The following is a 22,939-nucleotide window of genomic DNA, read 5'->3' as shown; positions in this document are numbered from 1 at the left end:
AGTGAAAAAATTTATAGATATTCTTCTTCTTATCTGTTCCCTAGGTTACTTTCTTTTGCTTTGCATGATCCCCACGTCATGGTGGAATTCTCAATTTCCTTTTGGAGTAGGAGAGCCTCTACCAGCCCTTGTTTTGCCTGGACAAAATGCAAAAGAGATTGCTGATGCCTTTTATAAGGCAGGCATTGTTACAAACCCCTTAGAGTTACGTGGATGGATGGCACGTCTAGGTATTGACAGAACCCTTAAGACTGGCATGTACATGATTAAAAAGGGGACTTCTTGGGAGGTAGCGCAACAACTGAAAGAAGCCGTTCCTTCTCAAGAAAAAGTGACAATAGTTCCAGGTTCTGATCTTTTCTCTATAAAAAATGCTTTTCCCGACATGACTGAAGACGAGGTATCTACTCTCCTTCAGAATACGGCTATATTTCCTCTCGATCTTCAGCCTCTCTTGCCTCTTGCTCCAGAAACACGCGTAGCATTTTTGCTTCCAGATACATATTACGTACCTGAAAAGAAACTGGAATATGTTTTAAAAGCAGGATTCACGCTCTGGTGGAAACACTTTGATACAAAAATACAAAACCTTTCGCCTCATGAATTATTGGAGACAGCTATTCTAGCCTCTCTCGTAGAAAGAGAGGCTAAAATAGACGAGGAACGTCCCCTTATCGCAGGAATTATAAAGAATAGAGTAGCCAAAAATATGCCTCTCCAAGTAGATGCAACAATAGTTTACGCATGGAAAAGGGAGGGAGAAAACCTTTCGAGGGTTCTTTTCAAACATCTAGAAGTAGATTCTCCCTACAATACATACAAAAAGCTGGGGCTACCGCCTACAGCTATCTGCATCCCCTCCATTGCATCATGGGAGGCCGCCTTAAAACCAGCTCAAACAGAGTATCTGTATTATGTAGCAGGGAAAGATGGTCAACATTTTTTTGCCACTACGTATCAAGGACATTTGCTGAACATTCGAAAAATTAGAGGTGCCCAACATTGAATAATATAGAAGAACCACTTTCTGTTCATGATATGGACAGATTAGTACTTTCGGTCTGTCCTTCTTATATTGTGCTTATTAGTTGGATTGTCTCCGAATATAATGGATTAGGATATATTCGAACAGATGATCCTCGCAAAGGAGAACTTTCTTTTTTCTGTCCTCCTAGTCAATCAGAAGAGGGGGAACTTCTCATAGAAAAACTGAGAGAGGAAGGATTTCCTGTTAAGATAGAGCGTGTAGAAAGACATCAAAAGCAAGAAGGGACAGAGGAATATGGATTTAGCCATTTTTAAGCGAGCGTTCGATTCGCTTCGTCGTTACAAAATAGATTTTGCGGACCTTTACTTTGAATCATCTGCTGCTCACAGCATTTCTTTTGAAGATGGGGCTTTAGAAGAAATAAGTTCTTCCCTTCGAGAAGGAGTAGGCGCTCGGGTGGTAAGGGAGGACGTCACGTCTTATTCACACACTCCAGGTGTTGCTGTAACAAACGGCCTCTCTGCTCTTCGAGAAAGCACCCGTAATATAGGAATCCCCTTATCTTGGGAAAATGAAGGCGACTTTCAGCGCCGAATTATAAAGCAAACAGCCTTCGTGGCTCCTCCAGAGACACAATTTCTTCGAGATATAGATAGAAAAATACGAGAGGCTAGCCCCTATGTATCGCAAGTTTCTATTAATTACTCTCTTTCCTTAAAAAACATCATCATTATCAATCAAGAGGAAGACTTATTTCGAGAAAATCGTCCGTACACAAGCTTCAGCGTAGAGGTTACCGTGGAAAAAAATGGACAAATTCAAACGGGGTATGAAAATGCAGCCCGACTAGAGGTACCCAATATTTTCTGGGGAAAATATACTCCGTGGATCCTGGCCAATCAGGCTCTAAAACAAGCTCTTCTCATGCTTGAAGCGCCAGATTGTCCAGCCGGAACTATGCCAGTTATACTTTCTGGAGAAGCAGGAGGAACTCTCGTACATGAAGCATGTGGACATGGACTTGAAGCAGATATTATACAGAAAGACTTTTCTGTTTACCGTAATAAAATAGGACATAAAGTCGCAAGTCCTTTGGTAACTATGATAGATGATGGGACCCTCCCAGGTCTTTTCGGCAGCTATACAATAGATGATGAAGGGGTTCCAGCACAGAGAACTGTCCTCATTGAAGAGGGGGTTCTAAAAGGCTTTTTAACTGATAAAATTTCAGCTGCAAAGGAAGGATTGCCCCTCTCTGGCAACGGAAGGAGGGACTCGTATAGGAATCCTCCTATTCCGCGGATGAGCAATACCTTTATATTGCCAGGAGATAGCAATGAAGAGGCGATGATACAAAGTGTTGATTACGGCCTTTATGTAAAAAAAATGGGTGGTGGAGAAGTAAACCCAACTTCCGGGGATTTTGTCTTCTATGTTACCGAGGGATATTTCATCCGAAACGGCTCTATCGCTCACCCAGTAAAGGGTGCTTTGCTCACAGGAAACGGGCCTCAAGCACTAATGGATATTAGAGCTGTTGGGGATAATCTCCTCTATTTACCTGGAATGTGCGGAAAAGCAGGTCAATCAGTTCCCGTCACTGATGGACAACCAGCTTTGCTTATAAAAAAACTCATAGTTGGAGGCAACGTGACAGACCATGAGTCTCTTTAAACGTAAAAAGAAACGTGGACGCCCTAAACAGAATAAAGGTATTCTTTTTTCCAAACCACGACGCACGGAAGAAGAACTCAAAGAAATCAGAGAAGGAAGAATCCGTCGCCTTTTTACGTGGGTTCGTTTGTTTTTCTTCTTCTTGTTTTTAGCTATTGTTTATGCCATTGCATCCCTTTTCTCTTTTTGGACAGGTCGAGTAGGGGTGGAAATTCAAACATCTTTAACAACTAGAGCAGGGGGAGCAGTGCTTATTGTACTTCTCTTCATGGGATATATATGTTTTTCGATTCTTCTCCGACGGAAAATATATCGAATTCTAGCACAAACGCTAGCTACCTTGTTTCTATTTACGAGCGCAGCTCTCGTTCTGGGCCTTTTTTCCCGATTTGTACTCCAGCCCCATTGGACACTACTCAAGCCAGGGTTCTTTGGACAAAATCTAGCTCAGTTTTTTATGGTAAATGTGGGATTCTTTGGCACGATGCTGTTTTGTATAGCGAGCATCTTAACGTCCCTGGTTTTGTATGGCATTATCAGTACTCAAAATATTTTAACCGCTTGGGAGGCTATGTCTTTAAAAATCAAGGGATTTGAACTTCATCGTAAGAAACTATTGGAATCTAAAGAAGACACTCCCATTTCAAGAGCGACATTAGCAGCAGAAAAAACTGAAAACATGTGTGACCAACAAACAAATCCTAAAACAATATCCACGGATGAAATATTAGAAACATCTAAAGAAAATTCCAAGTCAGAGGTGAAGCACCAAATAATACAAGAAAGGGAAATCGTGAAAAAACAGGAAGGTGAAGAAGAGGGAGAAGAACCTTCTCTTAAATCTGTTTTTCAAGAAAGTCAGGCCGAAGAAGCGCCAGCTCGTATTGTTATGGACGAAACAGATTCCACAGGTGCTGAAGGAGAAACTATGCCAGAAATAAATCTCCCTACACCAGAAAAAGGAGAGGAAGAAAGTATCGTCGAGGGAGTTTTCCCCCCACCACTTGATCTTTTTGGAACCCCTGAACCGGCATTTCAAGACAGGGGAGAAGAAAAAGCAAAAGAGCAAAGTGAAGCGATTATCTCCACCCTAGCCGATTTTGACGTACAAGCTGAATTAGCAGAAATAGTCATAGGCCCTACTGTTATACAATTCCAAATACAGCTTGCACCTGGTATAAAAGTAAGCAAAATAGCAGGTTTGGCCAATGATTTGGCTGTAGCTTTAGCTGTTCCTGCTCTACGTGTAGAAGCGCCAATTCCAGGGAAACCTTATGTTGGGATAGAGATACCCAACCCTAAAAGGCGGGGAGTTTCTCTTCGGAAGGTACTTGATTCTCAGGCCTTTGAGCAAGCCGATTATGCCCTTCCTCTCCCCATGGGAGTTCGAGTAGACTCCCGCCCCCTTATTATAGGGTTAGAAGATTTGCCTCATCTTCTAGTGGCTGGAACTACTGGATCAGGGAAGAGTGTTTTCGTCAATAGTTGCATAGCTGGACTTTGTTACTGTCGACGTCCCGAAGAGCTTCGCTTTCTCATGATAGACCCTAAGCGAGTAGAGCTTAGTATATATGAGCACTTGCCTCATATATTAGCCAAGCCAGTAGTCTCTCCTAAAAAAGCAATTCAGGCTTTGGCGTGGGCTGTTCGGGAAATGGAACATCGTTACGATATTTTTGCTCGCGCGAGAGTTCGTAATTTGGCTGGCTACAACGAGAAGGTGCTGCCCAAAGATAAATTACCTCACATCGTCATAGTAGTTGATGAGTTGGCAGATCTTATGTTTACGGCTCAAAAAGAAGTGGAAGACTACATTTGTCGTTTGGCACAAATGGCGCGAGCGACGGGAATACACTTAATGTTGGCTACGCAGCGCCCGTCAGTCAATGTAGTAACAGGTCTGATTAAAGCTAATATACCGGCTCGCGTAGCCTTCACACTTCCTTCTCAAGCAGACTCTAGAACTATCATCGATGTGTCAGGAGCAGAAAAACTGCTTGGGAAGGGAGACATGCTTTTTGTAAGTCCTCGATATCCCAGGCCTGTGCGACTTCAGTCTCCATTTATAGAGGACGGTAAGTCCATGGAAGTTGTAACCTACATGAAGAATCTTTTTGGTGAACCTGAATATATTGATATAGAGGAACAGGGAGAGAGTGGCGGAAATGGAGTAGATGCTGCTTTCACAGATGATCCCCTCTTAGAAGAAGCCATGCAGATTGTCCTTGATACAGGTATAGCATCTGCAAGTCGTTTGCAACGTCAGCTACGCATCGGTTTTACTCGTGCTGCTCGTCTTATAGATACAATGGAGCAACTTGGCATTGTAGGTCCTCCTGACGGATCAAAACCGCGAGAAATACTTGTCGATGAAACTCGAGCGCAGGAGATTATGGATGAACACGTGGAATAAAACTCTCTCCATTGGATCATGGGAGTTTATATCGAGTAGATCAATACGAGATACGTCAGTTTTACTTGTAGCAGGTGGAAGAGCTCCCGCCTCATCTTGGTTTTCTGCTATAGCTCGATCTTTTCGGCACATATGGTGTGCTGATTCTGGTTTAGAAGTGTGCAGGCAATCAGATATCGTACCAGAATACATTGTCGGAGATGAAGACAGTAGTTCCTCAGAGAGCTTAAAATGGGCTTTACAGAAAAAAGTGCAGATAAAAAAATACCCAGTAGATAAGGATTATACTGACCTCCAACTAGCGTTAAAACACATTGGAGAGGCTTTTCCTCACGCTGAAGTTCTGCTTACGGGATGTTGGGGGGGGCGGGTAGATCATACATGGAGCAATATTTTTTCAGCTATTTGGGCAGAAAGGGAATGGGGGCTTCGAGTTGTATGTCTCTGCGATGATAAAGAGGCCCTTTTTATTCTAGACGGGCCAGAACAGATACAAATTAATTTTCATACACCATTACCTCGAACAGTGTCTCTTTTGGCCCTCGAAGAAACGTGCGAAAATGTGAGTATTCATGGGACACGCTGGGAACTTGAAAAAACGACTCTTCACTTATTCCGACCATACTCTATAAGCAACCGCCTTGCAAACGATGGGGGTAAAAGTATTGAAGTCGAAGTAGACAATGGAAGACTTGCAGTGTATCTTTACTGGGCAGAATAAAAAAAGCGGGCTGAATTATACAGCCCGCTTGACTTTGCCGGATTTTAGACATCTAGTGCAAATCTTCATGCGTCGAGTCTCACCAGCACCTAGATCTACCTTGACATTTTGTAAATTAATGAGCCAACGTCTCCGTGTATGACGATTCGAGTGGCTGACAGCATTCCCGGTAACAGGGCCACGGCCGCAACAATCACAAACTCTAGCCATAGTTCTACGCCTCCTCCGAAGGAAATAATGATCGAACAGGTGGATTTTATCACAGGTTAGGTGTTCTGGGCAATTCTTTCTCATAAAACTCGTCCCATAAGGAGGGATTATTTTGAACTTTAGCGAAAAACTTGAAGCACTGCAGGATATTATTCATAAACTAGAAAAAGAGGAACTCCCTTTAGAGGAAGCTTTGGAGCTTTTCGAGCGAGGCGTGTCCCTCGTAAAAGAGTGTCAAGCTTATTTGACCCAGGCAGAACAGAAAATAACCCTTCTGACAAATTCTGGAGAAGAAATTCCAACTGGGGAGATATCATCGGGGGAAAATAACCATGTCTAATTTCATCAGAGAAGAACTTGAGAAGGAAAGGGAATGGGTCGATACGCAACTTTCCCTCGTGTGCTCTCAAAAGCCAAAAAATATCCCATCGCGTCTTTGGGAATCCATGGTATATTCTCTCATGGCTGGAGGGAAACGACTTCGTCCAATTCTTTGCATTAAAGCCGCAGAAACCATGGGAGCAGATCGGAAGGAAATACTCCCCATGGCGTTGGCTTTCGAGATGATTCACACGGCTTCCCTTATCCATGATGACTTACCAGCTATGGATAATGATTCTTTGCGCCGTGGTAAACCTACAAACCACATTATCTTTGGAGAAACTCTGGCCATATTGGCAGGTGATGCATTGCTTGCCTGGGGATTTGAATATCCACTTTTCCACCTTAACAGAGGGAACATCCCTGCAGAGCGAATTATAAAGGCTTTCTCCATATTCTCCCAAGCTATAGGGCCTTCTGGTATCTGTGGAGGACAAGTCCTGGACACCGATCCCCAGAGCTATCAAGATAATGCCGATTTCGTTCTCCGTATAGCGCGACAAAAAACAGCCGTATTGATACAATCTTCTGTTACTGTAGGAGTTATCCTTGCCGGCGCTCCTGCTTTAGCTGTAGATGCTTTTGAAAAGTATGGAGAGCACTTAGGACTGGCCTTTCAGATTGTTGACGATATACTTGACGTTACCGCTACTGCAAAAGTTTTAGGCAAAACACCCGGAAAAGATGCCCAACAAGAAAAGAACACGTTCGTAACTGTTTGGGGCATAGCAGAAGCGCGTAGAAGGGCATTGGAAGAGAGTGAAAGGGCGAGAGATGCTCTTAACCTTATAGATATGCCTACCTCTTTTTTCCAAGACCTCGCCATCTTCCTTTCTGAAAGAAGTTGTTAAAAGGAAGCTACAAGAAAGAAGGAGGAACCACTTAAGAAATTATGCAAATTCTCAATCGCGTTAACGACTATCGAGATCTTAAAGACATGTCTATAGGCGCTCTTTCTTTGCTCTGTGAAGACTTGAGAAAAGAAATTATAGATGTAGTAATGCAAAATGGAGGACATCTTGCTTCTTCTTTAGGAGCTGTAGAGCTGATTGTTGCATTGCTACGACAATTTGATCCGCTTCAAGACAAAATTATATTTGACGTGGGACATCAAGCTTATGCCTATAAAATACTGACAGGGAGGAAAGAACAGTTTTCAACACTCCGTCAATGGGGAGGCGTGAGCGGATTCCCTAAAAGAGACGAGAGTCCCTGCGATCATTTCGATGTAGGGCATAGTAGCACTTCTTTATCGGCGGCTCTCGGGTATGCCAAGGCTAGAGATCTTTTAAAAGAAGATCATCATGTGGTGGCAGTTATTGGAGATGGCGCTCTTCTTAACGGGCTCTCTTTTGAAGCTCTTAATTACACGAAGGATGCAAAAACAAAGGTTATTTTTATTCTCAACGATAATAAGATGTCTATCAGTCACCGTGTAGGAGGGTTCGCATCATATCTGGCCAAATTAAGTTCAAGCTCTGCCTACAATGCTTTAAAAACATATATAAAAGAATCGTGTGCGTCTCTTCCCCAGGGACAATCCATCGAAAATGTTTTATCTAAATTCAGAGATCAGATAAAATTCTTGGTTAAGCCTGGCAACATCTTCGATGAGCTCGATATTAATTATTGGGGCCCTTTTGACGGACATAATATTTCGGAAATGGAAACTGTCTTCCAAATGGCAAAAAAGTATTATAAACCTGTTTTGCTTCATATAGTGACCACAAAGGGGAAAGGACTGGAATGCGCTGAAAAGCACCCGAGTATCTATCATGGCATTTCTGCCAAGAGACCCTCAAAATCCACATCAAGTGGGATAAGTTGGGGTGCAGCAGCAACAGAAGAGCTATGTCGATTGGCAAGGAAGAACCCCAAAATTGTATGCCTTACAGCTGCGATGAAAGATGGAACTCGCCTTGACCTCTTTGCGCAACATTTCCCAGACCGTTTTTACGATGTAGGAATAGCCGAGGAACATATGCTCACAATGTCTGCGGGGATGGCTGCTGGCGGGCTTCGTCCTGTAGTTTTCATCTATTCGACTTTTTTGCAAAGAGCCATGGATCAGCTTGTCCACGATATTGCACTCCAGAACCTTCCTGTTGTTTTAGCCATAGATCGAGGGGGGCTCGTTGGAGAGGATGGAGAGACTCACCATGGGCTTTTAGATATGGCATGGGGAAAATCTATCCCTCATTTAGAGATACTGGCACCTCGCGACATCGTTGATCTTAGAGCGATGCTCGACCATTGTCTGAGCCGTTCAACCCCTGTACTCATTCGATACCCTCGGGGAATAGCTCCCGAAGAAATTTCTAGGAACAACCCCAACCCACCGCCGCCTTATCGAGCAGAGATTATTCAGCAAGGGGAACGAAATGAATGGAGTATTATGGGAATAGGAGCTACTCTTCAGCTCGCTTTCGAGAGTTCTCATTTAGCCGTTGCCCAAGGAGAGCCAGCCCCTACAATTCTTGATCTTCGATGGATCAAGCCTCTAGATTGGGAAACCATCGATCAAAGGCTTCAATCTGATCGGATAGTAATTGTTCTGGAAGAAGGATATAGCAACGGTGGCATAGGGGAGACCATAGCAGCCCGAGCATCAGAAAAAGCATGGCCAGCACAGGTTATTCCTATAGGAATTCCTGACCTCTTTGTCCCTCACGGAACTCCTGAAAAACAAAGAGAATTTTGTGGATTAACGCCTCAAAGAGTGGTGAATAGCTATAGGGAAAATACAAAAGGAACGAATCGATAAGCTCCTCGTGGCAAGAAATCTAGCCCCATCACGAGCGAAGGCATGTGCTCTCATTCTGGAAGGGCGCGTTTTTTCCAACCATAAACAGATTGTTAAAGTGGGAACCATGCTTCCTAAAGATGCTTCTCTAGAAGTTAAAGAAAGTAGCGATGCACCTCGCGAAGAATGGGTTAGCCGGGGAGCTCATAAACTTTTAAAAGCTCTTGATATCTTTCATACCAACCCTACAGGAAAAATTTGTATGGACATAGGAGCCTCAACTGGCGGTTTTACACACGTGATGCTTTCAAGAGGTGCTTTAAAAGTCTACTCTGTAGATGTGGGTTACGGTCAATTCGCATGGAAATTACGCACAGATTCTCGCGTAGTGGTCATGGAACGTACGAACGCCAGATATTTAGAGCCAGGTCAGTTTGAAGAAGGGATGGATCTTATTACTATTGATGCTTCTTTTATTTCTTTAACTCTTCTTCTGCCTGTTATGGAGAAACTCCTAAAAGAAGATGGCTGTATAATATGTTTAGTAAAACCTCAATTTGAGGCTGGAAAAGAACGTCTGGGCAAAAATGGCGTTGTGAAAGACCCCCTTTTGCACCAAACTATATTGCAGGAATTATCCTCTTTTATAGAAAAGCAAACGCTCCTTTCGCTACGAGGGGCTACGTGGTCTCCTCTGAAAGGACCCAAGGGGAATATAGAATTTCTTTTCTTCCTCCAAAAAGGAAAAAAAGACGAGTCATTACATACAGATTTCACTCAAATTGTAGCGGAAAGTCACAAAACATTAGATGAGAAATAAACCATTGTCATAAGAGAGATGCGGAGGGAAGCTGGATGGATAGACATATCGGCATGCTTGTCAACACACAGAAAAAAGGAGCTCTCGACATGGCCTGTCGACTTATACAGTGGGGCAAAAAGAAGGAGATACCTATCCTATTGCCACCTCATGAAGCGTCTATTCTTGGGGTTCCAGCAACAACCGATGATATATGGAAAACGACGGTGAATTTCGCAGTTGTTATAGGTGGAGATGGGACTTTTTTAAGAGCAAGCCGATATGTTTTGAATCATTCTATTCCGCTTTACGGCATTAATCTGGGCCACTTGGGTTTTCTTGCTTCAGGGAAGCCAGAAGAGGCTGAATCCGATCTAGAACAGATATTACGAGGTGACTACGCTCTTCAGGAACATAGAATTCTTGAAGGAGTTATATGGCGAGAGGAACGGCGCAAGCACACTCTTTATGCTCTTAATGATCTTGTGCTTACGAAGGGAGCCTTTGCTCGCGTTATTACCATAGAAATCAGGATTGGCAATCGTTACTTTAATACTCTTCCAGCAGATGGAGTTATAGTATCGACACCTACTGGTTCAACAGCTTACGCTCTCTCTGCTGGCGGTCCCATCGTACCTCCACATGTACCATGTATGGTTCTAGCTCCCATATGTGCTCATACTCTTTACGCAAGGCCTGTGATAGTAGGGGAGCGCGACATTATCAATCTCATTCCGCGAGGGAGTCATCGCGATCTCATGCTGACACAAGATGGTCAGCTAGGCTATGAAATTCTACCAGGAGATCGTATAGAGCTCTCCCTCTCCCATACCAAAGTAGTGAAAGTTATCGTTCTTCCACAACGAACATACTTCGATCTCCTCCATGAAAAACTCAAATGGGGACAAGGTATTGTTCGCTACGAAGATAAGGAGTGAGACCTGTGCTCGAAGAGCTCTCGTTAAAAAACATCGGTGGGCTAAATTCAGCCTCTATACAGCTCTCAGGACGTTTCATCGCTATTACAGGAGAAAGTGGCGCTGGTAAAAGCAGTATTGTGCGAGGGTTAGAGTTTATAGGAGGGAAACGAGCTCAATCGGAACTTATTAAAGTTGGGGAAAACGAGGCCGAAGTACAAGCTCTTTTCTATTGCCCTGCTTCTTTAAAACTTCCTGAAGATATCTGTCCAGAGGAAGGGAACCTTTTTGTAAAAAGGATATTTTCTCGTAACGGGAGAGGAAAAACCTTTCTCCAAGGTAAACTTGTCCCTCTTTCAACATTTTCAGAAAGCGTGGGGGCTTTACTTCGAATCCAGAGTCAGTTTGCTCAACTCGAACTTCTAGACTCAGACCGACAACGGCATATTCTTGATAGCTATGGAGGAAAAGATATAGCTCAGATACAAAATAATCTCAGAGTAATATTTACCGAAGCTCTTTCTAAAGAGCGAGAACTTCGGGATATGGAAAGTCGACAAAAAGAGATTATCGCTCGTTATCAACACGCAGAAAAAATATTACAAAGTTTTCGAACGCTCTCTCCAGACGCTGATAGTGAACAAATATGGGAAAAGGGGATAGAAAACCTGACATTTCTCATTAACTCTCATGGCCGTTTAGAACAAATATTAGCCCAGATAACTGGTGGAAAGACGGGAGAAGGAATCGCAGATACTCTTGAGAATATATGTCTAGACATAGGTCAACTTCCAGCGAGTTATAAAGAAGCTGGACAAGAGTGGCAATCTGAGGGGAACGAAGCCCTTGTCCATCTGCAAAAAATGGCGCAAAAAATACAGGGCTTTCTTGACAGCCAGCCTCTTCCCGATCTTATAGAGGATCGAGAAAAAACAGAAAATAAATTAGGGTTGTTGCGAAAGCTGAAACGTCTCGCACAGGTTGATTCTATAGAGAATCTGATCGCCTATTGCCAAGAGGCAGATGACAACTTGTCCTGGTTAGCTCAAAGCTACGAAAGGGTAGAAAAGGTATCAAACCGCGCTCGAGAATTACGCAAAGAAGCAAGCCGACTGGCGGCGGAACTTCGAAAAGCCAGGGAAGAAGCTGCTCTTTCCCTGGGAAAAGCTATGAACACATCTCTAGCTTCTATGGCTATGGAGGGTATTACGTTTTCCATAGAAATTTCCGACCTAGGGAAAATACGAAGTACAGGTGCTGATGAGGTTTCTTTCCTCTTGGCAAGTGGAGACATGCCGCCAGGTCCTGTAATGAAAATCGCATCCGGAGGAGAGTTAAGCAGGCTTCTCTTGGCGTTGCAACTCTCCCTCCCTCAAGAACAAATTCCTGAGACTCTCATTTTTGATGAAGTTGAAGCAGGGCTTGGGGGAAAAGCTGCAGTGCTTGCCGGATATAAATTACGGGAACTATCAGAGAAATGTAGGGTCATTCTTATTACTCACGAAGCGACTATAGCCGCACTGGCAGATCAACATTTCGTCGTAATGCGGAACGGAAATGAAAGCTCTATCAAGGAAATAGATGGAGAAGAAAGGGTTGCAGAAATAGCTCGAATGCTCTCTGGGAACGCAACTCTTCCTGAAGCACAAGAGCATGCTCGCAAACTCCTTTCCGAAGAGTTGACTTCTAGCTCGAAGAACCGTAAAATGCATAAGCTTATGTATAAATAACGCTTGGGCAGGGTTTATAAAGCGAAAGCTACCCTATTATTAAAGCCTAGCGGGAGGAGGATGTTTTATATTATGTACGCCATTGTAGAAACAGGTGGAAAACAGTACAGAGTAGCAGCAGGAGACACTCTTAAAGTAGAAAGTATCCACGCAGAAGTCGGAACCTCTCTCGTTTTAGATAAGGTTCTTATGGTTTCTGATGATCAGGACGTCCGCGTAGGAACCCCGTATCTTGAAGGTGCCAGTGTCAACGCTACGGTTGTAGATCATGGCCGAGCACCCAAGATTCTTGTTTATAAGTTCAAGAGCAAGAAAAACTACAGACGTATGCGCGGCCATCGTCAGAATTTTACCGAGATTAAAATAGATTCCATCAACGCCTAGGGCAAAGAGCGTTGGTAAGCGATCATCCCAAGGGATATGATTATTGTAACCATAGAGAAAGATAATGGGGTGATCACCTCGGTAGAAGGAGTGGGGCACTCTGGATATGCTCCTGCGGGAGAAGATGTTGTTTGTGCTGGAGTTTCGGCTCTGATTCAAGCTTTAGCTCTAGGGATGAGCGATATAGCGAAAGTGGAATCAACCAAGATAGAAATAGATACACAACGAACTCGAATAAAAGTATCTTGGCCACGTTCAGATAAGAGAGAAATTCTTCTTCTAGCAGAGACAGTAGTCAGGTCCCTTGAAAATATATCAAAAAGCTACAAAGGTTATGTAAAAATTGTGGAGGTGCGAAAATAATGCGTATCAATTTTTTTGATCTGCAATTCTTTGCTCATAAAAAAGGACAGGGTAGTTCAACAAACGGACGAGATAGCGAAAGCAAACGACTGGGCATTAAAAAATATGCAGGTGAGGTCGTCAAGGGAGGAAATATCCTTGTTCGCCAGCGAGGGACAAAAGTACACCCTGGACTTAACGTAGGGAAAGGGAAAGATGATACCCTTTTCGCGTTGGCAGCTGGTGTTGTAAAGTATCAGACGAAAGGTGACAGGAAATACGTATCTATAGAAACACTATAGATTTTTACAACGTTTACGGCGTTGTATAGTGGTGATTTTTATACCGTCTCAAAACAAGGGCCCGGTTATAGTAAGGCCCTTGTTTTTTCATTCACATGACGGATGGTGATGTATTATGAAATTTGTAGATTTAGTTCGTATAAAAGTAAAAGCCGGACGAGGCGGAAACGGATGTCTGAGCTTCCGAAGAGAAAAATTTATTCCCAAAGGTGGACCTGACGGAGCCAATGGAGGGAATGGGGGAAGCATTATTTTAAAAGCCGTAGATGGAATTCACACCCTTGCTGATTTTGAGTTTGAAAAAAAGTTTACAGCAGAGCATGGACAGCCTGGGCAGGGTCAAAAAAAAGTTGGGGCATCTGGGAAAGACCTTATTATTCCTGTGCCCTGTGGTACTATAATATACGATGATGATACTATGGAACCTCTTGCTGATCTTGTAGAGGCCGGAAACGAGGTTGTCGTTGCTCGAGGAGGAAGAGGAGGAAGAGGAAACATACATTTCACCACTTCTGTGCGAAAGGCTCCTCGATTCGCAGAAAAAGGGGAACTAGGAGAAGAAAGGAACCTCCGACTAGAGCTAAAACTTATTGCAGATGTAGGGCTGGTAGGCTTTCCCAATGCAGGGAAATCAAGTTTGCTTGCGGCTATTTCAAATGCTCGTCCTAAAATAGCCGATTATCCCTTTACCACGCTTTCTCCTAATTTAGGCGTTTTAGCCGTAGACGACGAGAGAATAGTGGTAGCTGATGTTCCAGGATTGATTGAAGGAGCTCATGAAAATAAGGGGTTAGGCATTTATTTTTTACGCCATGTTGAACGCACTCGTGTTCTAGTCCATGTTCTTGATTTAAGTACAGGAACATCAGAAGAGGTCATTTCTCAATGGGAAACTATTTGTAATGAGTTCGAAGCCTACAATTCAAGTCTTCTGGAAAGGCCTTATGTTGTTGTGGGAAATAAAATAGATTTGGAACAGGCGCAAAAAAACTCTCATGACGTAGAGGCCTTTATGACAAAGCAAGGGGTCCTTTACTTTGTCACAAGTGCCTTGTCAGGAGAAGGGATTCCAGCGTTTATTGATGCTATTGCTACGCTTTGCCGTAAACATGCAAGACCTCATAGTGAAACTCGACTTTTCGAAACAATAACTCCTCGAGAAGAAAAGCCTCTTCAGAGGGGTAGAAAAGGAGCGGAGGAGCGAGTTACGATAATTAGATTGCCGGATGATTCCGGTTTCCGTGTTGTTCATGTTGGTCTTGAAAGAGCTCTTAAAAAATATGATTTTGAGCAAGAAGATGCCCTTTATCGTTTTGCGCGCCTCCTGAAAAAATACCACGTGGAAGAACTTCTAGCACAAGAAGGGGCACAAGAAGGGGATACTGTTTTCATCGGAGACGTAGAGTTTGAATATCAGCCTGATAAAGTTATGGAGTAAAAGTAAAAACGGAGGACTGTGGGAGTGAGCTTTGGTGGCCACGTCATTCGAACGCGAAAAATAGGCATAATGGGTGGGACCTTCGATCCCATCCATTATGGGCATTTGTTAGCAGCTGAGGAGTCTTTTTTTGCTTTAGATCTCGATGAGGTCATTTTTGTCCCAACAGGCAAACCTCCTCATAAAAAGATGAGACGTGTTTCTTCAACGGAAGACCGGTATACGATGACTCTTCTTGCCACCCTTGATAATCCACACTTCAAAGTTTCTCGAATTGAAATAGATAGAAACGAGTCAAGTCATACAGTAGACACTTTGAGAGAAATGAGGCATTGGTATGCTCCAGACAGTATTCAGTTTTTCTTCATTACAGGATTAGATGCCGTTTTGGACATAACCACATGGAAGGAATATACTGCGCTGCCTAGCCTCTGCAACATAGTGGCAGTGAACAGACCTGGCTATCAGGTAGGGAAGTTAGAACAATTACCTGAGATTTTTAAAGGAAATATTGTGCCTCTCGAGATTCCCCTGCTTTCTATTTCCAGTACTGAAATACGAAGACGAATAGAAAGTGGTAAAAATGTTCGTTATTTAATGCCTGAGCTAGTAGAACGATATATTTACAAAAAAGGGCTATATAAAAGGATTGGGCGGTGAGGTATATGAAAATCACCAAAATTATACTTATTTCTACTTTAGCTGTTCTCTCTGCTGCTGCGGGGGTTTTCTTCCGCCTTCATGACATAGTAGCCCCTCAGCCAGAGAATATAAAAGAAAGCATCTCTTATGATCAGGAAACAGGCAATATTAATATTCTTGTGATAGGAGTGGACGACGTAGAAGGCAGCCAACGTTCCGATACTGTCGGATTGGCTGTTATAGATATTGATGATAAAACGGTTCGTTACATGTCTCTTCCCCGAGATACTCGAGTACAGATTCCTGGCCATGGTTGGCAGAAACTTAATCATGCCTACGCCTATGGAGGGGTAGAGCTCCTACAACAAACTGTCGTTAATTATTTGGGAATGCCTGTTAACTACTACGTTCTTGTCAATTATGAAAGTTTTCCTCAAATTGTTAATATGATTGGCGGAGTGGAAATAAACGTGGAAAAAAAGCTTTACTACAATGACAGAGCTGGCAATCTTCACATCAATATACCTAAAGGCCTTCAGAATATGAATGGGAAAACAGCACTTGAATATGTGCGATTTAGACATGATGCTCTCGGTGATATAGGACGAGTGCAACGCCAGCAGCAATTTATCAAAGCAATAATGAAAAAGGTACAGACACCAGAAATGCTGCCTCGATTGCCTGATTTTGCCAAACAAATCTTAGATCTTGTAAATACAAACTTAACAATGACACAGGCAGTACAGTTAACGTCGTACTTGCGAGACCTAAGGTCTGAAAATATGGCGTTCTTTACTCTCCCAGGAAGAGCCGCCTATATTTCTAATGTAAGCTACTGGCTAGGAGATCTAAGTGTAGCATCTACGCTTCTTAGCGGCCCTATAGTTCAAGAAGGAGATATTCCTGGTCAACCGTCACTAGACGGAGATACCGTTGCGCCATCTCTAGAAACAGCTTCGGAACAAAATCTTATGGACCAAGTCAAAAAAATGACCCTTCCAATAGCTATATTAAATGGAGATGGAGAAGCCGGACTCAGCAAAAAAGCAGCTTCGTTACTTCAAAAAATCGGAATAGACGTAGCTTATACTGGTAATGCAAAACATTACGATTATCATTACTCTAGTATTGTATATCCAATGAACAAAAATTCGGCGGAAATGAAACAAAATGCCCTTGCTCTGCAAGAAATGTGTGGTATTAGCAATAATCTTCTAAAGCTAGATGACTCAGCTGTTTATGTAACTCTCGTTTTAGGACATGATAAAAATACAATATTAAATAAGCTAGGGGCATTACCCCATAAATAGTGACAACTTCTTATAATGAGATTACAATGAAAAAACAATATAAACAGCACAAAAAGGAGGGATTTAAACTCGTATGATAGAAACTACCGAATTGACTCAAAAATATCGATTTGTACTGGATGCGCTGGCTGATAAAAGGGGATTAGACATTGTCCTCTTAGATGTTGCTGGGAAATCTTCTATTGCTGATACTTTTATTCTCGTTACAGCTAATTCGGATATACATATGGGGACCTTGAGAGATGTGACGGAAGAAGCCCTTAATAGGAAGGGACTCCCAACAGCAGTAGAAGGTCGAAGCAGCACCCAGTGGTGCCTTATAGATGCAGGGAACCTTATAGTTCATGTCTTTAGCCGTAAAGGAAGAGATTTTTATAATCTTGAGAAAGTTTGGGGAGATTGTCCTTCATATTCCTACGAATATCTCGACTAAATATACCTCAAAAATATTAGATACTTTATTAGATACTTTATTAGATACTTTATAAGATACATACGTAGAATAAATAAAAGGCTTATCGTTATATAGTGATAGGCCTTTTATTTATTGGTTGCAAAACATAATTTTAGCCTAAATATACGGGGGTCTTTTGAAAGGGGAGCCGTTTTCCAATGTGTCCTATAATGTATCTTATGTTACATTCAAGAGGAGAAAAACTCCTTTAAATTGCTATTTTATGCTTTTTATATTATCTCCTAATTTCTCTGATTTACGTCGTTATTTCATTGGATTTCGGCGATTTATTTTATTAGTACTCAAGGCGGAGAACACATGTTCCTCGCCTTGAGTACTTTGCAAGAGGAGATATTCTTTAAAGAAATCCCGTGGAATATAGAATGGAGTTAAAATATAAAAGAATGGCTTTGTCTTATTATATTGTAGGTCAATAATTTATTTCATATCCCTGGCTTGAATCCAAATTACAGCATCTTGGCTCAATTCTTTGCCATCATGTGTATTTTCCGGACCTGCCCCAAGAGCAGCGAATCCCCACCAACCAGCTTTTGGGATACCAAAGGTAAAACAACCATTCATGTCTGCCTTTACAGCCATTGTGACAAAAGCGTCCTGCGGTGCTTCTACATGAGCTTCTTTAGCAAAACTGTTCTTATCCGTAATAGGATCATGGTTTAGATATTCCACTTCTATTTCAGCAAAAGGAACTGGTTTCCCATCCCGCTTCACAATTCCTCTGAATACATTTCCTGTCCAAAGAGCGTAAGGTTTATCAAGAGGGACTATTTCAGCAGGAAGCCCCATATCTTCATCCCAATCTGTAGGAATACCCGCTACATTAACAAGAACTTTCGTCATTTGCTGGATGTAAAGTTCCTCCTGGGCTTCATAGTAAGGAGCAGGAATAAGGCAAAAAGCATAATCCCCCATCCCCTTAAGCTTGTATTGAAGCTCGTAGGCTTTTCCACTATTAGTAAGACTCGTCCACACGATTGGTTTAATATTCTTTAAAAGATCTGTCTTTTGGCCTTTATGGACTACATATAGCACCTCTGGCTGACCCATATCCATAGTATGTCCAGCTTCAAAAGGGTGGGTAAAAACAAGTTTCATATCTATGGTTTCCCCTTTTTCAAGGGCACTTTCTGGCGTATAGAACATTTGGAAATGGGCCGAAGCGGGGAAGGCAAAAAGACAAACCATGAGCCCCGTTAAAATAGCTTCCGTTGTTTTTTTTATCATAATTCCTATTCTCTCCTTAATAATATTAATAATCTTTATTATCATCTATGGTCGATTATGACCGACATTTTTAAATTATTTACGTTAAAATGTTACTTATGACATCTTGAAGGCTTCTTCGCTTTCTATGAGGAAAGGGGCCCTTCCCCTTTCCTCGAAATTGTCATTAATCTTTTATATCTTCGCCTTTTATTTGAACTACATGTCCTGGACCTGCATCGAATACCACTATAAAAGGAACGCCAGGTTTTTCGAAATTAAACTCGCTTAGTTCGTCCATTTTCCCTTCCACAAGTATGTTGCCACCTTCATCTTTTACTGTCATAGACACACCCGAAGCAGAGGATCCGTCAGAAAAGCCTCCTTCGCAGGTAACAGTTCCATCGTCGTTCAGGTAGCAATAACACATAGGAGTATGAGCAAAAGCTACGCTGACAACTACACAAGAGAACAAAACCGCAAACAAACCAGCAAATATATTCCGCCTCATATGTGATTCACCTCCTTCCCATTCAAAGAGTCTCCTTCAAAAAAATCTTCCTCTTCATGAAAAAACGGCCCTTTTACTTTTCCCAAGAGAAAAGCTACTAGTAAAGCGATCCCATAAAAAGCACCCATGGCCTGTTTCCCCGACATCCCTAACAAAGAGCCGCCAGTATAGATAATAGTTGCCAAAACAATACCCAGAGCTATGGGATATCCCAAAGCTATAAAAGCCCAACGCCAACCACCAGCTTCCATTTTGACCATAAGAAGGGCTGCAATACATGGAGGATACATTGCCATAAAAACCATCAATGCCAAGGCGTGAAGAGGGGAAAAACCCTGCTCCTGTTCTTTCATTCTTTGCTCTAAGGTCTGCCCCTCTTCTCGAGGTTGATACAACACTCCGAGGGTCGCCACACTACTCTCTTTGGCAGCTAGGGAGCTCAAAAGAGCCACGTTAACCTTCCAATTAAAACCTGCAAAATGGGTTACAGGCTCTAAAGCTTTCCCTGCCATTCCCAAAAAGCTCCCATGAAGTCGTTCGTCTCTCATTTCCATAAAAAGCATGGCCCTATCTCTCTTCATCTGTTTAAAAGCCTTACTTAACGTTCGCCCATCCTTGCCCTTGGCATTTAACAAGGGATAAATAGTGGGATACCGCTCCGAAAAACGCTTCTCAAACCTGTCTCTTCTCTCATCAGAGGCACTAACTAACGCTCTTTTTTCATTCTTATAGCGCTCTTCTATAGAGAGATAATGCGCTAAAGCTGCGTCAGAGCTAAGTTGCTCATAGAAAGACGTCCTCTGGATTTCATTTAAAAAAGTGTTCTTTATATCTTCTGATCTCTTCGTATAGTCATCCATCCTCGTTTCGCTAATAGAGGGATAATTCGTAAGAAAATAGACTGCAATAGCAACAAACATAATAATAGTGAGAACTTTCTTTACAAAGAGCCATGTCCTTTCTACAGATCTCACCACAACTCCCCGAATAGTGGGAATATGGTATGGTGGCATCTCCAAAACAAATGGAGAACTTGGCCTATTTTTAAGTAACGTTAGAGTTAAAATTTTTGCCACGGAAAGAGCTATGATAATCGTAATGGTCGAGATAAAGAACATGGCCGTAGCTTTTTCTTTTGCAAAATAAATACTTATGAGTAACGTATAAAGAGGAACTTTTGCCAAACAGTTCATAAGGGGCACTATAAGGATTGTGGCTAATCTCGCTTTCTCATCTGCGATAACACGAGTTGCCATTACACCTGGGACAGCACATCCACCAACAAAAACTCCACCCAGAATAAGAGGTAACGTAGATTGGCCATGAAGCCCAAAACGCCTGAAAAGCTTGTCTAAAATAAAAGCCATTCTTGGCATATACCCTACGTCTTCAAGAACTGCGATTAAAGCAAAAAGAATTAAAAATATAGGAATATAAATAAGAACTGAATTAATGCTTGTAACAACACTCAAAACAAGAGAACGCAACAATGGTTCATGAAGGAAGCTCCCTATAGGTAAATATGATTCCACCGTATTTCTGAATTTTTCCAGAAGAGGGATCATGTAGTTAGTAAGTTCGTACCCTCTTACTATAGATAGCTCGTATAAGAAATAAATAACACCCGCAAGAATAAGAGGCCCCCAGATTCTATGGCAAACAAGGGCATCGATTTTATCTGTTAAAGTTATAGAGATCTCTTTTACCTTTACAATGCAGCTTTTCTCTATTTTCTCCGCTTCTACGTGACGCCTAAAGGCAATAAAGCCGCGAGGCGAATCATCGTGGGCTTTTTCAAATTCAATAGCAGCATTTTTAACAAAAGAAAGTATCTCTTTTGCACCAGAACATTCTTTTGTTACGATATGATTAGCTATTTCATCTTCTTCAAAAAGCTTGATCGCTACCCAACGGGAAGGAAGTTTCTTTCCTCCCATAGACTTCTCTATCATTAAGGAAACATTAGAAATATATGGTTCAAGAACCCCATAATCCACCTTAAAGAGCTCTTTCTTCCCATTGCTGTTATGTAAGCTCTCGAAAAGTCCATTCTTTAAATCGTTCTTTCCCTTCCCTTTATTACCTACTGTAGAAACGACTGGAAGCCCAAGAGCATGAGACAGAGCCTTAGCATCTATGCGTAGGCCTCTCTTTTCTGCTACATCTAGCATATTGAGGACTATAAAAAGAGGAGCCCCTATTTCCAATAACTGGAACGTCAAATAAAGATGACGTTTCAAGTTTGATGCATCCACCACATCTACCACAAGAGACGGCTTTTGTTCTAAAATAAAGTCTCTTGCGATCCTTTCTTCCTCTGAATATGATGAAAGGCTGTACGTTCCAGGCAAGTCTGTAAGATTTATTTTTTCATCTTTCCACATAAAGGTACTTGTTTTAATTGAAACTGTTGCTCCGGGATAATTAGCCACAAACTGGCGGCCACCCGTAAGCATATTAAAAATAGTTGACTTTCCACAATTAGGCTGGCCTGTTAAAGCTATACGATGGATTCCAGATCTCATAGCTTCTCGACCTCTACAAAACTAGCTTCTTCATGGCGGATGCTCACATGGTGTCCCTCTAACTGAACATCCACTGGGTCCACAAAGGGAGCATTTCGAATCACATGAACTTCAACTCCAGGGAAAAATCCTAGATCCATGAGCCGCTGCCCTACAACACCTCGAGCCCTGTTCTTTTTAATGACACACTTCTCTCCCGGCTTCATTGCATCAAGCGTAATCATGACACCAGTCCTTCTTAAAAGTTTTATTTATCAAACAAAGAAAATTATACGACTGGATGTTTGATGTGTCAAACTAAAGGAGGGGCATAAAAAAAGCCGCGGCAATAATTCGCCATGGCTTTTAATTGCATCAACATTTGCAAAATATAAGGTTACTTGGTTCTAACCTCTATGTAAAGCTGCATGAACTATTTCAAGCATAGATTCTACAGAAAGGGAGGCCCCGCCAATAAGGGCTCCATCTATATCTGGCTGCTCAAGTAGACCCGCGACATTCGAAGCCTTTACGCTTCCCCCATAAAGAATCGGTATAGAATTCCACGTTTTATCTTTACCCTCGTCTCGAATCACTTTAGAGATAACACTCCGGGCAAAACAACATGCTTCTTGAGCATTTTCGGGACTTGCTGTACGGCCTGTCCCTATAGCCCATACTGGCTCATAAGCCCATATGATATTTCGTATATTCTCCTTATCCAATCCTTTTATTGCCGCATTAATCTGATTTTCAAGGACCTGAAAAGTTAAGTCTGACTCTCGCTCTGAAAGAGTCTCTCCGATACAAAGGACTGGCCGAAGTCTCCTCTGTAAAGAGGCTTTGAGTTTTTTATTAATTAATTCGTTGGATTCATTAAAAATATGACGACGTTCACTATGCCCTAAAAGAACCCGCGTACAGCCAAGTTCTTGAACCATAGGGAAAGAAATCTCTCCTGTAAAGGCTCCTTTTTCCTCATAATGCCCATTCTGAGCTCCGATAAACAATCCTGTTTTTCCCATGTACCCTAAAATACGGGCACCCATAAAAAGAGATGTAAAGGGTGGAAAGATACAAATTTCCAAGAAATTACGACTTAAAAAGTCGCAAATTACTACATCTTCACAAACATGTTCACACAGGTCTTTAAAGAAGGTCTCGGTTTCTTTAATGCCATTATGCATCTTCCAGTTTCCATAAAGAAATATTTTTTTCACAGAAGGCCCCTCCTCTCAAAAAGAGACGGGGA

General features: G+C 42.2%; 24 protein-coding genes. 18 read left to right on the top strand and 6 right to left on the bottom strand.

From position 1 onward, the window contains the following. Position 1: 1 nt before the first annotated feature. The 5 genes from mltG to B4J50_RS04495 are packed head-to-tail and all read left to right on the top strand — an operon-like array spanning position 2 to position 5,796. Positions 2 to 1,006 carry an endolytic transglycosylase MltG gene (mltG, locus tag B4J50_RS04515; RefSeq protein WP_286846513.1) on the top strand — a complete coding sequence of 335 codons (1,005 nt, stop codon included), beginning with the start codon at positions 2 to 4 and terminating at the stop codon, positions 1,004 to 1,006. Beyond that, a complete protein-coding gene (locus B4J50_RS04510; RefSeq protein ID WP_286935000.1) occupies positions 1,003 to 1,302 on the top strand; it encodes a hypothetical protein in 300 nt (99 codons plus the stop codon). The genes mltG and B4J50_RS04510 overlap by 4 nt, the downstream gene beginning before the upstream one ends. After that, positions 1,283 to 2,662 (top strand): TldD/PmbA family protein, encoded by a 1,380-nt coding sequence (locus B4J50_RS04505; RefSeq protein ID WP_286846517.1) that lies wholly within the window; start codon positions 1,283 to 1,285, stop codon positions 2,660 to 2,662. Before B4J50_RS04510 ends, B4J50_RS04505 begins: the two co-directional genes overlap by 20 nt. Further along, positions 2,649 to 5,075 (top strand): FtsK/SpoIIIE family DNA translocase, encoded by a 2,427-nt coding sequence (locus tag B4J50_RS04500; RefSeq protein WP_286846519.1) that lies wholly within the window; start codon positions 2,649 to 2,651, stop codon positions 5,073 to 5,075. The genes B4J50_RS04505 and B4J50_RS04500 overlap by 14 nt, the downstream gene beginning before the upstream one ends. Then, complete coding sequence (locus B4J50_RS04495; RefSeq protein ID WP_286846521.1) at positions 5,059 to 5,796, top strand: thiamine diphosphokinase; 738 nt, start codon at positions 5,059 to 5,061, stop codon at positions 5,794 to 5,796. The genes B4J50_RS04500 and B4J50_RS04495 overlap by 17 nt, the downstream gene beginning before the upstream one ends. 15 nt (positions 5,797 to 5,811) lie before the next feature. On the opposite strand, the gene rpmB is transcribed toward B4J50_RS04495, so the two are convergent. Next, positions 5,812 to 6,006, bottom strand: coding sequence for a 50S ribosomal protein L28 (gene rpmB / locus B4J50_RS04490; RefSeq protein WP_084043892.1), 195 nt, complete (start codon positions 6,004 to 6,006; stop codon positions 5,812 to 5,814). A gap of 112 nt (positions 6,007 to 6,118) precedes the next feature. On the opposite strand from rpmB, the gene B4J50_RS04485 reads away from it, so the two are divergent. From B4J50_RS04485 to rsfS, 13 genes are all read left to right on the top strand, one after another. After that, a complete protein-coding gene (locus B4J50_RS04485; RefSeq protein ID WP_024822322.1) occupies positions 6,119 to 6,346 on the top strand; it encodes an exodeoxyribonuclease VII small subunit in 228 nt (75 codons plus the stop codon). After that, positions 6,339 to 7,238, top strand: coding sequence for a polyprenyl synthetase family protein (locus tag B4J50_RS04480; RefSeq protein ID WP_286846525.1), 900 nt, complete (start codon positions 6,339 to 6,341; stop codon positions 7,236 to 7,238). The genes B4J50_RS04485 and B4J50_RS04480 overlap by 8 nt, the downstream gene beginning before the upstream one ends. Before the next feature lie 41 nt (positions 7,239 to 7,279). Further along, complete coding sequence (gene dxs, locus B4J50_RS04475) at positions 7,280 to 9,151, top strand: 1-deoxy-D-xylulose-5-phosphate synthase (RefSeq protein ID WP_286846527.1); 1,872 nt, start codon at positions 7,280 to 7,282, stop codon at positions 9,149 to 9,151. A 7-nt stretch (positions 9,152 to 9,158) separates the two neighbouring features. Continuing rightward, on the top strand, positions 9,159 to 9,950 hold the full coding sequence (locus tag B4J50_RS04470; protein ID WP_286846529.1) for a TlyA family RNA methyltransferase: 792 nt from the start codon (positions 9,159 to 9,161) through the stop codon (positions 9,948 to 9,950). Positions 9,951 to 9,985: 35 nt separating this feature from the next. Then, positions 9,986 to 10,867, top strand: a complete 882-nt coding sequence (locus B4J50_RS04465; RefSeq protein WP_286846531.1) for an NAD(+)/NADH kinase — start codon at positions 9,986 to 9,988, stop codon at positions 10,865 to 10,867. Positions 10,868 to 10,872: 5 nt separating this feature from the next. Then, entirely contained in the window at positions 10,873 to 12,576 is a 1,704-nt protein-coding gene (locus B4J50_RS04460; RefSeq protein WP_286846533.1) for an AAA family ATPase, read from the top strand. 72 nt (positions 12,577 to 12,648) lie between these two features. Further along, positions 12,649 to 12,960 carry a 50S ribosomal protein L21 gene (gene rplU / locus B4J50_RS04455; RefSeq protein WP_024822328.1) on the top strand — a complete coding sequence of 104 codons (312 nt, stop codon included), beginning with the start codon at positions 12,649 to 12,651 and terminating at the stop codon, positions 12,958 to 12,960. 36 nt (positions 12,961 to 12,996) lie between these two features. After that, a complete protein-coding gene (locus tag B4J50_RS04450) occupies positions 12,997 to 13,323 on the top strand; it encodes a ribosomal-processing cysteine protease Prp (RefSeq protein ID WP_024822329.1) in 327 nt (108 codons plus the stop codon). Next, positions 13,323 to 13,604: a 50S ribosomal protein L27 gene (gene rpmA, locus B4J50_RS04445; protein ID WP_286846536.1), complete on the top strand. Its 282-nt coding sequence runs from the start codon at positions 13,323 to 13,325 to the stop codon at positions 13,602 to 13,604. Before B4J50_RS04450 ends, rpmA begins: the two co-directional genes overlap by 1 nt. Before the next feature lie 115 nt (positions 13,605 to 13,719). Continuing rightward, positions 13,720 to 15,042, top strand: coding sequence for a GTPase ObgE (gene obgE / locus B4J50_RS04440; protein WP_286846538.1), 1,323 nt, complete (start codon positions 13,720 to 13,722; stop codon positions 15,040 to 15,042). A gap of 24 nt (positions 15,043 to 15,066) precedes the next feature. Beyond that, a complete protein-coding gene (gene nadD, locus B4J50_RS04435) occupies positions 15,067 to 15,702 on the top strand; it encodes a nicotinate-nucleotide adenylyltransferase (protein WP_286846540.1) in 636 nt (211 codons plus the stop codon). 5 nt (positions 15,703 to 15,707) lie between these two features. Continuing rightward, positions 15,708 to 16,994, top strand: coding sequence for an LCP family protein (locus B4J50_RS04430; RefSeq protein ID WP_286846541.1), 1,287 nt, complete (start codon positions 15,708 to 15,710; stop codon positions 16,992 to 16,994). 73 nt (positions 16,995 to 17,067) lie between these two features. After that, the gene (rsfS, locus tag B4J50_RS04425) at positions 17,068 to 17,427 is read left to right on the top strand and encodes a ribosome silencing factor (protein WP_286846543.1); all 360 of its coding nucleotides are present in this window, start codon (positions 17,068 to 17,070) and stop codon (positions 17,425 to 17,427) included. 459 nt (positions 17,428 to 17,886) lie between these two features. Here rsfS and B4J50_RS04420 read toward each other — a convergent pair whose 3' ends face one another. The 5 genes from B4J50_RS04420 to tpiA form a co-directional block, all read right to left on the bottom strand. Continuing rightward, a complete protein-coding gene (locus B4J50_RS04420; protein WP_286846545.1) occupies positions 17,887 to 18,693 on the bottom strand; it encodes a DUF4198 domain-containing protein in 807 nt (268 codons plus the stop codon). A 166-nt stretch (positions 18,694 to 18,859) separates the two neighbouring features. Beyond that, entirely contained in the window at positions 18,860 to 19,183 is a 324-nt protein-coding gene (locus B4J50_RS04415) for a hypothetical protein (protein WP_286846547.1), read from the bottom strand. After that, a complete protein-coding gene (gene feoB, locus B4J50_RS04410; RefSeq protein WP_286846549.1) occupies positions 19,180 to 21,708 on the bottom strand; it encodes a ferrous iron transport protein B in 2,529 nt (842 codons plus the stop codon). The genes B4J50_RS04415 and feoB overlap by 4 nt, the downstream gene beginning before the upstream one ends. After that, on the bottom strand, positions 21,705 to 21,932 hold the full coding sequence (locus B4J50_RS04405; RefSeq protein ID WP_286846551.1) for a FeoA family protein: 228 nt from the start codon (positions 21,930 to 21,932) through the stop codon (positions 21,705 to 21,707). Before B4J50_RS04405 ends, feoB begins: the two co-directional genes overlap by 4 nt. A gap of 162 nt (positions 21,933 to 22,094) precedes the next feature. After that, entirely contained in the window at positions 22,095 to 22,907 is an 813-nt protein-coding gene (gene tpiA / locus B4J50_RS04400; protein ID WP_286846553.1) for a triose-phosphate isomerase, read from the bottom strand. Positions 22,908 to 22,939: the final 32 nt, after the last annotated feature.

The organism is Aminobacterium sp. UBA4908, from assembly GCF_002398115.1.
In the GTDB taxonomy this organism is placed as follows: Bacteria; Synergistota; Synergistia; order Synergistales; family Aminobacteriaceae; genus Aminobacterium; species Aminobacterium mobile.
This window is presented reverse-complemented; position numbering and strand designations above follow the sequence as displayed.